The sequence below is a fragment of the Mycobacterium sp. 050128 genome, assembly GCF_036409155.1.
Lineage (GTDB): Bacteria > Actinomycetota > Actinomycetes > Mycobacteriales > Mycobacteriaceae > Mycobacterium.
This window is the reverse complement of sequence record NZ_JAZGLW010000001.1, coordinates 520387-533002: the sequence shown is the minus strand read 5'-3', so window position 1 is coordinate 533002 and position 12616 is coordinate 520387. Positions and strand designations below refer to the sequence as shown.

The 12616-nt window shown below is 66.4% G+C and carries 14 protein-coding genes; 7 read left to right on the top strand and 7 right to left on the bottom strand.

Annotated features, from left to right (window positions below):
- Nucleotides 1-41: 41 nt before the first annotated feature.
- Entirely contained in the window at nt 42-686 is a 645-nt protein-coding gene (locus tag SKC41_RS02540; RefSeq protein ID WP_442931544.1) for a class I SAM-dependent methyltransferase, read from the bottom strand.
- A 75-nt stretch (nt 687-761) separates the two neighbouring features.
- Here SKC41_RS02540 and SKC41_RS02535 point away from each other — a divergent pair, with 75 nt between their 5' ends.
- Nucleotides 762-1613, top strand: a complete 852-nt coding sequence (locus SKC41_RS02535; protein ID WP_330976182.1) for a helix-turn-helix transcriptional regulator — start codon at nt 762-764, stop codon at nt 1611-1613.
- On the opposite strand, the gene SKC41_RS02530 is transcribed toward SKC41_RS02535, so the two are convergent.
- Nucleotides 1610-2644: an NAD(P)H-dependent amine dehydrogenase family protein gene (locus SKC41_RS02530; RefSeq protein ID WP_330976181.1), complete on the bottom strand. Its 1035-nt coding sequence runs from the start codon at nt 2642-2644 to the stop codon at nt 1610-1612. The genes SKC41_RS02535 and SKC41_RS02530 overlap by 4 nt on opposite strands.
- 63 nt (nt 2645-2707) lie before the next feature.
- On the opposite strand from SKC41_RS02530, the gene SKC41_RS02525 reads away from it, so the two are divergent.
- The 4 genes from SKC41_RS02525 to SKC41_RS02510 all read left to right on the top strand — a co-directional run bounded on the left by SKC41_RS02525 (nt 2708) and on the right by SKC41_RS02510 (nt 5961).
- Complete coding sequence (locus SKC41_RS02525; RefSeq protein ID WP_330976180.1) at nt 2708-3439, top strand: maleylpyruvate isomerase family mycothiol-dependent enzyme; 732 nt, start codon at nt 2708-2710, stop codon at nt 3437-3439.
- Nucleotides 3440-3458: 19 nt separating this feature from the next.
- The gene (locus SKC41_RS02520) at nt 3459-4037 is read left to right on the top strand and encodes a TetR/AcrR family transcriptional regulator C-terminal domain-containing protein (protein WP_330976179.1); all 579 of its coding nucleotides are present in this window, start codon (nt 3459-3461) and stop codon (nt 4035-4037) included.
- 131 nt (nt 4038-4168) lie between these two features.
- Nucleotides 4169-4738 (top strand): TetR/AcrR family transcriptional regulator, encoded by a 570-nt coding sequence (locus tag SKC41_RS02515; protein WP_330976178.1) that lies wholly within the window; start codon nt 4169-4171, stop codon nt 4736-4738.
- Nucleotides 4735-5961, top strand: a complete 1227-nt coding sequence (locus SKC41_RS02510) for a cytochrome P450 (RefSeq protein ID WP_330976177.1) — start codon at nt 4735-4737, stop codon at nt 5959-5961. The genes SKC41_RS02515 and SKC41_RS02510 overlap by 4 nt, the downstream gene beginning before the upstream one ends.
- On the opposite strand, the gene SKC41_RS02505 is transcribed toward SKC41_RS02510, so the two are convergent.
- The 3 genes from SKC41_RS02505 to SKC41_RS02495 are packed head-to-tail and all read right to left on the bottom strand — an operon-like array spanning nt 5948 to nt 8513.
- A complete protein-coding gene (locus tag SKC41_RS02505; protein WP_330976176.1) occupies nt 5948-6874 on the bottom strand; it encodes an MBL fold metallo-hydrolase in 927 nt (308 codons plus the stop codon). The two genes, SKC41_RS02510 and SKC41_RS02505, sit on opposite strands and share 14 nt — an antisense overlap.
- Complete coding sequence (locus tag SKC41_RS02500; RefSeq protein ID WP_330976175.1) at nt 6871-7527, bottom strand: L-fuculose-phosphate aldolase; 657 nt, start codon at nt 7525-7527, stop codon at nt 6871-6873. The genes SKC41_RS02505 and SKC41_RS02500 overlap by 4 nt, the downstream gene beginning before the upstream one ends.
- Nucleotides 7524-8513, bottom strand: a complete 990-nt coding sequence (locus tag SKC41_RS02495) for an NAD(P)-dependent oxidoreductase (RefSeq protein WP_330976174.1) — start codon at nt 8511-8513, stop codon at nt 7524-7526. The genes SKC41_RS02500 and SKC41_RS02495 overlap by 4 nt, the downstream gene beginning before the upstream one ends.
- Nucleotides 8514-8543: 30 nt before the next feature.
- On the opposite strand from SKC41_RS02495, the gene SKC41_RS02490 reads away from it, so the two are divergent.
- Complete coding sequence (locus SKC41_RS02490; RefSeq protein WP_330976173.1) at nt 8544-9917, top strand: xylulokinase; 1374 nt, start codon at nt 8544-8546, stop codon at nt 9915-9917.
- Nucleotides 9918-9951: 34 nt separating this feature from the next.
- Nucleotides 9952-10617 (top strand): GNAT family N-acetyltransferase, encoded by a 666-nt coding sequence (locus tag SKC41_RS02485; protein WP_330976172.1) that lies wholly within the window; start codon nt 9952-9954, stop codon nt 10615-10617.
- 37 nt (nt 10618-10654) lie between these two features.
- Here SKC41_RS02485 and SKC41_RS02480 read toward each other — a convergent pair whose 3' ends face one another.
- Nucleotides 10655-11578, bottom strand: a complete 924-nt coding sequence (locus tag SKC41_RS02480) for a class I SAM-dependent methyltransferase (RefSeq protein WP_330976171.1) — start codon at nt 11576-11578, stop codon at nt 10655-10657.
- A gap of 10 nt (nt 11579-11588) precedes the next feature.
- A complete protein-coding gene (locus SKC41_RS02475) occupies nt 11589-12500 on the bottom strand; it encodes a class I SAM-dependent methyltransferase (protein ID WP_330976170.1) in 912 nt (303 codons plus the stop codon).
- Between the last annotated feature and the right edge of the window lie 116 nt (nt 12501-12616).

The following is a 12616-nucleotide window of genomic DNA, read 5'->3' as shown; positions in this document are numbered from 1 at the left end:
CTCGCCCGGTATCCGATCTCGATCGTCGGTCAATCTCGCGCCTAAGCGGGCCGGGTGGCCTGATAGAAGGTGAGTTGGCCGACGATCCGTTGCCGCTTGGTGGCGAGTTCGGTGCAGTCGAATCCTGCCGTGCGCAGCAGTGTGGGCACTGCGTCCCCGAGGTTGCCGGCCGCGTGATGGTTGTGCCGGATGAGCCGCGCCAGCAGGCCGCCGCTGTTCGTGTCGCCGCTGATGTCGACCAGGTGCAGCCTCCCGCCGGGACGCAACACCCGAAATATCTCCGCTGCCGCCACCGGCTTCGCGTCGTCGTTGATGTGATGCAGCATCATCGAAGACAGGACCCGGTCGAACTCGCCGTCGGCGTAGGGAAGCCGTTCGGCGTAACCCTGTTCGAAGCGGATGCCGGTCAATCGGGTGGCCTTTCGCTTCGCGAGCGCCAAGATCCGCGGGTCTGGGTCGCAACCCACCACGTCCGCAGAAGGCTGGGCACGCTTGGCGCGGATCGCGAGATTTCCCGTGCCGCAGCCTATTTCCAGGACTCGCTGACCGTCGGCGATGTCCGCTTGGCTGACTAGCCGTTCGTAGACGCCGTCGAGGCCCATGAGCCGGGCGATCGCGTCGTATGCGGGCAGAAAAGCATCGTGACCGGTGGCGGGAAGATAGTCATGTGGATGATGTTTCGTCATGAAATCCATAGTGGACCGCTGGTTCACCGAAGAATTGGGTGATCATCGCCAAAAGTAGGATTATATTTTGCAATCATGACGCAGGCAGCTCGGCTGGTCGGTCACCGTGGCGGTGTCCCGATCTACCAATATCGGACCGACCCGGACACGTATCCGGTGGCCCTGCACCGCCACCTGGGCGACCTCGACGAGCGGGGCCGTCACATTCACGACTTCCCGGCGCTGTGGTACGTCCCCGCGGCGGGCCTGGTGTACGTGGCCGCGGCCGGTGAGGTGCTCGACCCGGAGCAGCTGGAAGATTTGGATGCCGGTGTCGCGGTCTTCTTCGATCCCGCGGCGCTCGGCGAGGACGGGCGCTCGCCCTGGCCGGCCTGGCGAGGGCACCCGCTGCTCTTCCCGTTCTTGCACGGATTTTCCGGTGGGGTATTGCGCCTGGAGATACCCGAGGACCGAATACCCATGTGGGACAACGCGATCCGATCGATCGAAACCGAACTCACCGCTCGGCAGGAGGGCCATCGACAGGCGGCCCTGGCGCACCTGACGCTACTGCTGATCGAGCTCGCGCGGCTCGCTCGCGACGTGGTGGCCGATCTCAAGCGCAGCGGTGAGCCCTTGCTGGCCGACGTGTTCGCGGTGATCGACCGCCGTCACGGCGAGGCGTTGTCGCTGCGCGACGTGGCGGGCGAACTCGGCATCACGCCGGGGCATCTGACCACGGTGGTGCGCCGCCGCACCGGGCGCACCGTGGGTGAGTGGATCATCGAACGCCGGATGGCGCAAGCGCGCACCTTACTGGAGGAATCGGATCTTCCGGTCGCCGAGATCGCCCGGCGGGTAGGGGTTTTCGATCCCGGCTATTTCAGCCGGCAGTTCACCCGGGTGCACGGCATGCCACCACGGGACTGGCGCCGCCGCTCTGCCTAGGCCATCGCGCCGTGAGATCCCATGATCGGCAGGTCAATTGGGGTGATGATGCCCGGGTCTGTCTCACAGAGGAAGGGAATGGCATTGACCGCCGCGACGGCGGTGCTGTCCATCAACACCGTCATCGCATCCTGACCCGGATGGCCGAACCGGATCGTCGCGTCGACGTACGGTTCGCCGTCGATCACCACGCTGAAACCCTCGGGGTCTTCCCATTGCGGATCCAGCGCGTCGCTGCTCATGGTCCAGCAGATCGCCAGCTCGATCACCGGACGGCCGTTGCGGTGACCGCGGTAACTGCGGCGTTGACCTCCCGTCGTGCCGGCGGCGTAGTCCGTCCACCCCAGGTGCAGGTCTCGTGTCAGAACCGCGTTCTCGACAAAGCCTTCCGTCGAGTCGAGCTGCACGCCCAGCATGGTGGCGACCATGTCGAGCGTCTCGAAGTAACCCAGGCCATACCGTTGGGCCTGCGGGTCAATCGACTTCACTCGTTCGCGCGGTGGCTTGCCGAATCCGAGCACCTTCCACACGTCTTGCACGGGATAGGTGGTGCAGTCCAGCGTCTCAACCAGCTTGACGCTGTGCACTTTTCGGCACGCGCCGGTGAGGAAGCCGGCGACGACGTTGATGAACCCCGGCTCGAAACCCGTTCCCAGGAAGGTCGCGCCGCCATGAAGCGCCGCCTCGCGCAACGCGGCCCGCTCGACCGGGTGATGCGAACCGGTCAGGAAGTCTCCGGTGGTCACCACGTTGATGCCGCTCCGCAGCAGCCTGTCCACCAGTTCGAAGTCGATGACGCGAGGCATGTAGTTCACGCAATCCGGGGCCAGCTCGATCAACGCGTCGACATCATCGGTCGCGGCCACCCCGATCGGGGGGCGCTCAGCGAGAACTCCTACGTCACAACCCACTTTGTCGGGCCCGAACGCATGGACGCCGACCACCTCAAAGTCGTCGCGGTCGATCAGGGCACCCAGTGCGCGCTTGCCGATGTTGCCGGTCGACCACTGAACCACCCGGTATCGGTCCATGCTGTTCCTTCGCTTGCCGAGGGTTAATTGCCAACAAAAAGTTAACGCTGTAAAGATTAGCTCGTGATTGCGGTGCCGGCGGACGACTACCTCGGATTGATCGAGTTGGAGAGCCGCAGGCTGATCGAGATCGCCGCAATGGCTTCGGGCGACGTCGGTGTCCCGACCTGTCCGGAATGGACACTTCGCGACCTTGTCGGGCACGTCGGCGGTGCGCATCGATGGGTGAGCACCTGTGTGACCGGCGGTCTGGAAGCGCAGCAGCGGCTTCTGCCACTGCCGCCTGACGACGTGAACCAGCTGTCGGGCTGGTTCGGCGAGAGCGTCGACCGGCTTCGGGCGGCACTGTCTTCGGTCGCGGCCGATGAGTTGGTCTGGACACCGCTGAAAGGCCCCCAGGCCAGCAGGTGGTGGCGCCGCAAGGCTGCGCTGGAGGCGGCCATTCACCGATGGGACGCAGACAACGCCACCCATCCGGCACCCGAGCCACTGGCCGCCGCCCTCGCCCTGGACGGGATCGCCGAATTCACCGAAGAATTCCTCCCGTTGATGGTGCAGGCCGCACCGGCAGCGCCCGTGCCTTCAATCAGGCTGTGTCCCAACGACATCGACATATGCTTTGATGTCCCCCTGATGACCTCACCGGACGGCGCGGTTCCCGGCCGCTCGGGTACGGAGCTGTCCGGATCGGCCTCGGACCTGTTGCTCTGGATCTGGAATCGGATAGGTGCGGACAATGTCGTCGTGGTTGGTGACGCCGCGATCCTGCGGTGGTGGCCATGTTTGGCGATCTGAACTCCGTAGCGTGGCGGCCATGGCCGTAACCGGAGCGCGACCGTCGCGAAAGGTGCCCCATTACGGGGAGCTGGATCGTGAAGCAATCGTCGCTGCGGCCATGCGCGTGGCGCAGCGTGGCGGTATCCGCAGCGTGACCGTCCGAGCGCTGGCCGGCGAACTCGGGTTATCCACCACGGCGATGTACCACCACGTGGACGGTAAGCGCGAGCTGCTAAACCTGATTGCCGAAGCCACGCTGTCGGCGGTGACGCTGCCCGACCGTGGGTCCTGGCAACGACGCCTGAAGGTGTTCGCCCGTAGCGCCCGAACGGCCCTATTGCGCGTCGATGGCATCGCCGACGTGCTGCAGACCTATCCGGCCGAGGGTGCGGCGTTGCAAGTCGATTTGCTCATGCAACGCGTGCTTGCCGATGCCGGGGTGCCCGAGGGACGTCGTGAAGGCACCCGGGTGCTGCTGATGGTGTTCGTGCTGGGTTCGGTTTCGTTCGAGCAGGCGATCGAAGGCTTGCCGACCCAATTGAGGGTCGACCCCGCCCGGCGTTTCGAGCAGGGCCTCGAGGTGTTGATCGCGGGAATCGAATCGATTTCGCGGTAGCCGGCGGGGCGCGATTCAACGGACACACGAAGTCCGGGCGGCGTTGACACCCGACTCGAACGCTGTTCTAATCGGAACACTGTTCGAAACGCAATCGTGCGAAACAGAAGTGCGAAACAGTGGAGGAATCCGTGGTGAATGCGCCGGTGCTGCGCTATGGGGCGCTGGATCGGGCGCACCTGACGAAGCACCTGCTGCGACTGGCCAAGCGCGTCGGCGTCAACCGGGTCACGATGCGCGAACTCGCGGCCGAGGCGGGCACGGCGGCCTCATCGGTCTATTACCACGTCCGCGACAAGCGCGAGCTGCTCGATCTGCTGATCGAATCGGTGCTCGCTCAGATCCAGGTGCCGCGGCAGGGCGACTGGGAGGCGCGTTTGATCGCGCTCTACACCGACGCGTGGAAGGTGTTGCTCGAGGTGCCGGGGATCGCGGCGTTGCTCCAGGAGTATCCGCACACCGCCGCGGCCACCGAGATGGATCGTGCCTCACGCGCCATCTTGCGTGAATCCGGTTTGCGGGCAGACGATTTCGAAGCGGCGCACGCCGCGTTGTATATCCATCTGCTGGGTTCGGTACAGCTCACCCACATCCGAAACCCCGACGCCGCGGCTGACCGGCCGAGCGAGCGGGTGTTCGGGTACGGGTTGCGGCTGATCCTCAACGGTCTGCGCAACGAGATAGGGGAGAACGCATCATGACCCATACCACGATCGACCTGGGCGAACCGGGGATCTGGGCGTCGCGATTTCCCGACGAGCTGTTCGCCGCTTTGCGCGCCCGCACGCCGGTGTTTCACCAGCAACTAACCGCCGACGTGAAATCTGTTGTGGGTCGCGAGTTCTGGGTGTGCACGAAGCATGCCGACGTGGCGCGAGTGCACCGCGACCACGAGTCCTTCACGGCGACGGGTGGACCGCTGATTCAGGACGTGCCGCTGTTCGACGCCTATCCGGCGATCGTGAGTTTGGACCCGCCGGATCACACCATCCGCCGCAAGGTCATCTCGCGCGCGTTCACCCCCCGCGCGGTGGCGAAGCTGGAAGACGGAATTCGCCAGCGGGCCAAGGAGATGGCCGGCGCCCTGCTGGAATCCGGTGGGGGTGAGTTCGTGGATCTGGCCGCAGGACTGCCGATCTCGGTGATCGGCGACATCGTCGGGATCCCCGAGGCCGACCGGCCGCACGTGTTCGGTCTGATCGAGCAGGTATTGAAGACCGCCGGAGCGCAGCTCGCCATGCCCGATGGCGACGACGTGTTGCCCTTCGTCGAGTTGTTTCAATACGCGAGCACGCTGACGGCGAATAAGCGCGAACATCCCGTCGACGACATCTGGAGTGCGCTGTGCACCACGGAGATCACCGCGGACTCGGGCGAGAGTTTCCTGCTGCCCTCCAACGAACTGGAGATCTTCTTCTTCGTGCTCGGGTTGGCCGGCGCCGACACCACTCGCAATGCGTTGTGCGACGGAATACGGGCCTTCGTCGCCAACCCGTATCAGATCGACGTCTACCGATCCGAGCCCGACGCGCGGGCCACGGCCGTCGAGGAGGTGCTCCGGTATTCCACGCCCATCATGTTCTGGGTGCGCGGTGCAACGCGGGACGTGATGCTCGGTGACACGCTTGTCCCAGAGGGCGCGCGCGTGGTGACCATGTTGCGGTCGGCCAATCGTGACGAGGACGTGTTCGAGGACCCGAACCGGTTCGACATTCGCCGTGATCCCAATCCCCATCAGTCATTCGGCGGCGGCGGCGCCCACCATTGTCTGGGCGCGATGCTTGCCCGGGCGGAAATCAGGGCCGCGCTGGACGAGATCTTGTTGAACACCCATGTGGTCGAAACCGGGGAGCCGACGATGACGCTGCCCGACCTCTGCAACAACATGACCGTGTACGACTCGTTGCCGGTCACTCTCGGCTGAGCGGTTCGATCTCCAGCCATTCGTCAACCTCGAATTGGTCGCCGACGGCGCGCAGCGACGCGCCGCCGTGACCGGGGTAGTGCGCGGGGATCACGGTCGCGCCGGCATTCGCCGCCTCGGTGAAGATCCGGTGCCGGGTCACCGCGGCGGCGTCGGTGTCCACGTCGAAGGCACACGGGTCGGCGGGCCGGCGCACCTGCAGCGGGCTGTGCGTGATGTCACCGACGAACACCACGGGAACCCCGGCATCCAGCCACAGCACCGAGGAGCCGGGCGTGTGTCCCGCGGCCGGTCGCAGGCGTAGCGACGGGCTGATCGGATAGTCGTCGGACCAACAGACGAGCTGTCCGGCCGCGTCGACGGGCGACACGCTGTCGGCGAACACCAGCTGATCACCGTGCTGCTGGGCGGCCTCCTGCTCGGTGCGCGGCGATCGCCGTGCCACGGGTCCATCGGGCGCGAAGTAACGGTAATCGGCTGCGGGCGCGAGGTATCGGGCGTTGGGAAAGGTCGGCACCCAGGTGTCGTCAACGAGCATCGTGTTCCATCCGACATGGTCGGAATGAATGTGGGTGTTGATGACGACGTCCACGGCCCTGCGGTCGATGCCCGCTGACTCCCACGCGGTGAGGAACCCGGTGTTCAGCCGATCCAACGGTGGCATGTGCGGGCGGTGTCGATCGTTACCGACGCCGGTGTCCACGACGACGGTCAACCCGTCGACCTCGACGACCCAGCTTTGCACCGCGATACGCCATTTCTCGGTGTCGGGGTCGAAGAAATCCGGCACCAGCAGGTCGGCGTTGTCGTGCCAGCCGTCCGGCGGGGTCTGGGCGAAAGACTTTGTCCCCAAATCGAACTGAAATTCCACGATGCGCGTCACACACGCGCGACCCAGCTGCACCCGGCTCATAGAGGATTGGTGCGCAGGTAGCCGTAAACGCCGGCGAAGTTGCGGTTGACGTCTTCGGGAATCGGCACCGGACCGCCGAGAGCCCTTGCGCCCCAGACGATTTGAGCGGTGCGTTCGACGAGTGCGGTAATGTGCAGGACCTTGTCCGGACGGGGTCCCACCGCGACCAGGCCGTGGTTGGCGATCAGCGCCGCGCCACGGCCTGCCAGCGCCTTGACCGCGTTGATCCCGACATCGGGGGTGCCGGATGCGGCATAGTCGGCGCACCGGACGTCGCCGCCGACGTAGACCGCGAATTCGTCGATGCAGGCCGGGATCGGCTCGTGGGCAATGGCGAACATGGTCGCCCACACGGGATGACTGTGGATAACGCTGCCGATGTCGTCGTACGCCTGATAGGCCGCCAGGTGCAGTTGCATTTCCGACGACGGCGCCCGGCCGTCCTTGGCGTGCTGCACAACGCCTTGCGCGTCGATGAGCACCAAGTCGTCGAGCTGCATATCGCGGTAGTCCACCGAGGAGGGGGTGATCACGATGTTGCCGTCGCAGCGTCGTGCCGAGATGTTGCCGGCGGTTCCCTCGACGAGTCCGCGACGCAGCATGTCTTTGGCCGCGTCCAGCACCGCGGTTTCCGGGTTGTCGACGAACTTCATGACCCCAGTACCTCCGGGTTGACGATATGGGCGGGCGTGTTGCCGGATAGCAACGCTTCCAGGTCGTCGGCGACCATCTGCGCCTGCCGTGCCTCAGTGTCCCAGGTGGCCCCGCCGATGTGCGGGGTCAGCACGACATTGGGCATGCCGACCAACGGATGGTCGGTCGCCAGAAACTCGCCCACGAAATGGTCCAGTCCCGCCGCGGCCACCTTGCCGCTACGCAGCGCGTCGACGAGCGCGTCGGTGTCGTGCAGCTGCGCTCGGGCCGTGTTCAGGAAAACCACGCCGTCACGCATCGCGGCGAATTCCTTGGCGCCGATCATCCCGGTGGTGTCGTCGGTGACCGGTGCGTGCAACGAGATGACGTCGGCCTCGCTCAGCAGTTCGTCGAGGCTGTGCTGGGCTTCGTCGTGATACGGGTCGTGCGCGATGACCCGCATGCCCAGTCCCGTCAACCGCCATCGCAGCGCCCGGCCGACGGCGCCGAGGCCCACCAGCCCGGCGGTGCGCCCCGCGATCTCCCACCCCCGGAAGCGCTGATAGGGGATGCTGCCGTCGCGAAACATGTTGCCGCTGCGTACATCCGAGTCGGCGGTCAGCACGTGGCGGGTGGCGGCCAGCAGCAGGGCCACCGCGATCTCGGCGACCGCATCGGCGTTGCGAGCCGGCGTATTCAGCACCGGGATGCCCGCCGCGGTGGCTCCGGCGATGTCGACGTTGTTGGGATCGCCGCGGGTGGATGCGATCGCGCGCAGACCCACGTCTAACACCGGTCCGCGCACCGAGTCGCTCTCCACCACAACGACGTCGGCGGCTTCGGCGGTGATCCGTTCGGCCAACTGCTCGGGGCCGTAGATCCGCAGCGGGGCCGCCTCGAGCTCAGTTATCCAAGGGTCATAGATCACATCGGCCAGCTGGCGGAGTTTGGCGAACCCCGGGCCACGCAGCGGGGCCGTCACCAGGGCACGCGGTCTTGATGTCACGAATGCCAATGCTGGCGTACGGTGACGCCCGTGTCACGTAACGGCGTCACAATCGGCATCGACATCGGGACAACGGCGGTCAAAGCGGTCGCCGCCGACGCCGACGGCCGCGTGACGGCGCGGGTGCGCATTCCCCATCACGTTCGGGTGCCCGCACCCAACCGGCTCGAGCACGACGCCGACGAGGCGTGGCGGCGCGGTCCATTGGCCGCCCTCGACCAGGTGCGGCAGTTGGCTCCCGGGCCCGAGCCGCGTGCGGTGGCCGTTTCGGCGATGGTTCCCTCGCTGACTGCCGTCGATGCCGCGGGCCGGCCGTTTACCCCGGGATTGCTCTACGGTGACGAGCGCGGCCGGGTCGACGGCGATCAGCCGCTTCCCGCGCTGGGTGAAGCCGCCGAGTTCCTGCGCTGGACGGCCGCCGAAGCCCCCGGGGCGGCCGGGTACTGGCCGGCGCCGGCGGTGGCCAACCACGCGCTGGCCGGCGAGGCGGTGATCGACTTCGCCACCGCGGCCACCTCGTACCCGCTGTTCGACGGCACCGGCTGGAATCAGGCCGCCTGCGCCGAACGCGGCGCCGCTGCGGCGCAGATGCCGCGGGTGGAGACGATCGGCGCGGCGGCCGGGCAGCTACCCGGGACCCGAATTGTGCTCGGCACGGGTGCCGTCGACGCGCTGTGTGAGCAGATGGTGGCCGGCGCCGATCGCGACGGCGATGTGCTGGTGATGTGCGGAACCACCTTGATCGTGTGGGTCACCATTCCCGAGGCCCGCCAGGTGCCGGGGCTGTGGACCATTCCGCACACCAAGGCGCCCAAGAGCCAGATCGGCGGCGCCAGCAATGCGGGCGGGCTGTTTCTCGGCTGGGTGGATCGCGTCATCGGGCCCGGCGACCCCGCTGGCGTCTCCCACGAGGTCGATCCGCGCCGGATCCCGGTGTGGTCACCCTACATTCGCGGTGAACGCACGCCGTTCCACGACCCGGACCGGCGGGCGGTGCTCGACGGCATCGATCTCACCCACGGCCCCGCCGCGTTGCGCCGAGCCGCCTACGAGGCGTCGGGATTCGTCGTTCGTCAGCTGATCGAGCTCAGCGGAGCGCCGGTATCGCGCATCGTGGCCTCCGGCGGCGGGACCCGGCTGCAGCCATGGATGCAGGCCATCGCCGACGCGACCGGCCGTCCGGTGGAGGTATCCGCGGTGGCCGAGGGCGCGGCGCTGGGAGCGGCCTTTCTGGGCCGGATGGCCGCCGGACTGGAAACGTCGATCGCCGACGCCGCCCGCTGGGTCGGCACCGAGCGCATCGTCGACCCCGATCGCGCCTGGGCGGCCGCGGTCGAGGACCGCTACCGGCGTTTCCTGGAGCTGGGCGACCGCCCGTCGCGCCTATCGGAGTCGGGCATCTAGCGCGGTACTCGGGTTGGCGTTCTAGTCTGGTGCAATGACTGACCAGGACCGCAAAGCCGCCCGCAGAGAGATCGCAGATGCCCTTCTGAAAGCTCTTGAACGCCGGCATGAAATAGCCGACGTCGTGGTGGAGTCGGAAAACAAGGCAGTCGCGGTCGAGGGGATCGTCAAATTGCTCGACACCTCCCACGTCGCGGCCGAAGCGGTGATGGGCATGTGCTTCGAGCAGCTCACCATCGATTCGCGACGCAAGATCCTCGCCGAACTCGAAGATTTGAACAAGCAGCTGAGCTTCACGCTCGGCGAGCGGCCGGCGAGCTCGGGGGAGAGCCTGGAGCTGCGGCCGTTCTCCGCCGCCGAGGACCGCGACCTGTTCGCAACCCGCACCGCGGAAATCGGCGAGGCCGGCGATGGCTCTCGTGTCCCTGCCGGAAACATCGACGACGAGATCCGTGCGGCCCTCAAGCGTGTCGAAGACGAAGAGGCCGCCTGGTTCGTCGCGATCGATTCCGGCGAGAAGGTCGGAATGGTGTTCGGCGAGCTCCTCGCCGGCGAGGTGAACGTGCGGATCTGGATTCACCCCGAGCACCGCAAGCACGGCTACGGCACCGCCGCCCTGCGCAAGTCACGTTCGGAGCTGGCCTGGTGTTTTCCCGCCGTGCCGTTGGTGGTCCGGGCGCCGGCGGCCAAACCGGAGTAACCGCTTGGCTATTCGCGGACCGCAGTGCGTGTCACGCTCAGCCCCCCAGCGTTGCGGACAAGTATCTGATGTCGCCGAAGGCAACCATCGACCGTTCGGTGGGAAATTCAAAACCGTTGTGCGCGTACATCTCCGGGGTGCTGCGGACCGTGGTCTGCCAGCCCCGCTCGGTGAGGTAGGCCGACACGTCGTTGCGCTCGCCGGTGTAGACCAGTTCGGACCAGTTCAGATCCAGGCCCATCCGGCGCCACCGTTCGCTCATCTCGCGACCGCGCTTTTCGACGCGGTCACGCATGTCGGGGACGTAGCCGGTGCCGATCCGGCTGCCAGGCGCGGACAGCGCGGTGATGTTGTCGAACAGGCGATCCTGGGCGTCCGGCGGCAGGTACCCGAGCAGGCCTTCGGCGATCCAGGCGGTTGGCTGCGTCGAGTCGAATCCGTTGCCGCGCAACGCGGCCGGCCAGTCGTCGCGCAGGTCCACCGCCACCGTGCGGCGGTCGGTGGTCGGGGCCGCACCCAGTTCGGCCAGGGTGCGGGTCTTGAACTCGATCACCTGCGGCTGATCGATCTCGTAGAGCACGGTGCCGTCCGGCCACGGCAACCGGTAGGCGCGGGTGTCCAGCCCCGACGCGAGAATGAGCGCCTGACGCACCCCGGCTTCGGCGGCATCGAGGAAGAAGGTGTCGAAATACCGGGTTCGCACCGCCATGCCTTCGCTGAGCCGCTGCGCGGTGAACGCGGGATCGTCATCGCCGAGTTCGACCTCGCCGTTCATCATCCGGATGAAGGCGTCGACGCCGACGGCGTTGACCAGCGGCTCGGCGAAGGGATCGTCGATCAACGGATTGGGGCCCTTGGACGCCATCGCCCGGCGGGCCGCCACCGCGGTGGCGGTGGCTCCCACGCTGGACGCCAAATCCCAGCTGTCTCCGTCGAATCGCTTGCTGTCGGTGCTCGTCATGCATGCGCTCCTAACTGAGAGTGGCGGTAACCGAGACGATGTTGCGCAGTTGGGACAGGGCCTCGCTGTCATAAAAATCGCGTCCGTAGTCGGCGAAGAGTTCGCGCCGTGGCCGCGAGCTCACCTGCCAGCCGTGGCCGCTCAGGTACTCGATGACGTCGCTGCGATCGCCGTCGAAGAACAATTGCGACAGGTCGATGTCGCAGCCGAGATTGATCCAGCGCTGGTTGAATTCCTGCGCGCGCTCGGACATCGTCGTCTCCGACGGTGGATGGAACTCGGTGGCCAGCATGCTCCCGGGTGCCGACAGCGAGGTGATGTTGTCGAAGAGCCGGTCCTGGGCATCCGGGGGTAGATACATCAGTAACCCCTCGGCGCTCCACGACGTCGGCTGGGTCACGTCAAACCCGCTGCTGCGCAAGGCCGTTGGCCAGTCGTCACGAAGATCGATGCTGACGGTGCGTCGCTCGGCGGACGGCAGTGCGCCCAGGCTGGACATCGTGGTGGTCTTGAACTCGACGACCTGGGGCTGATCTACCTCGTAAACGACGCTGCCGTTCGGCCAGGGCAGCCGGTAGGCGCGCGCGTCGAGTCCGGCGGCCAGAATCACCGCCTGGCGGATGCCGTCACGAGCGGCGTTGAGAAAGAAATCGTCGAAGAAGCGGGTGCGTACCGCGATCGAGTCGGTCTCGACCTGCAGGTCGCCCAGGCCACCCTCCGGCGTTTCGGCCGTGGTCAGCTTGCCGTCGACCACCCGGGTGAAGAAGTCCAGCCCGACCGCCCGTACCAACGGCCCCGCGAATGGATCGTTGATGATCGGGTTGTCCTCGTTGCTGGCCACCGCGCGGGCCGCGGCGACCATCGTGGCCGTGGCGCCGACGCTCGAAGCCAAATCCCAACTGTCTTGGTCAGTGCGTGTCATCGTGCTCCTCGATCTCGGCGGCCAGCTTTGATACTTAGCAAATGCAACGAGCTGCCAAAACTCTACGCCTGGTTGCTGTCCGCTTCCTGAATTTTTTGAGCCCTTTTGGTACGGCT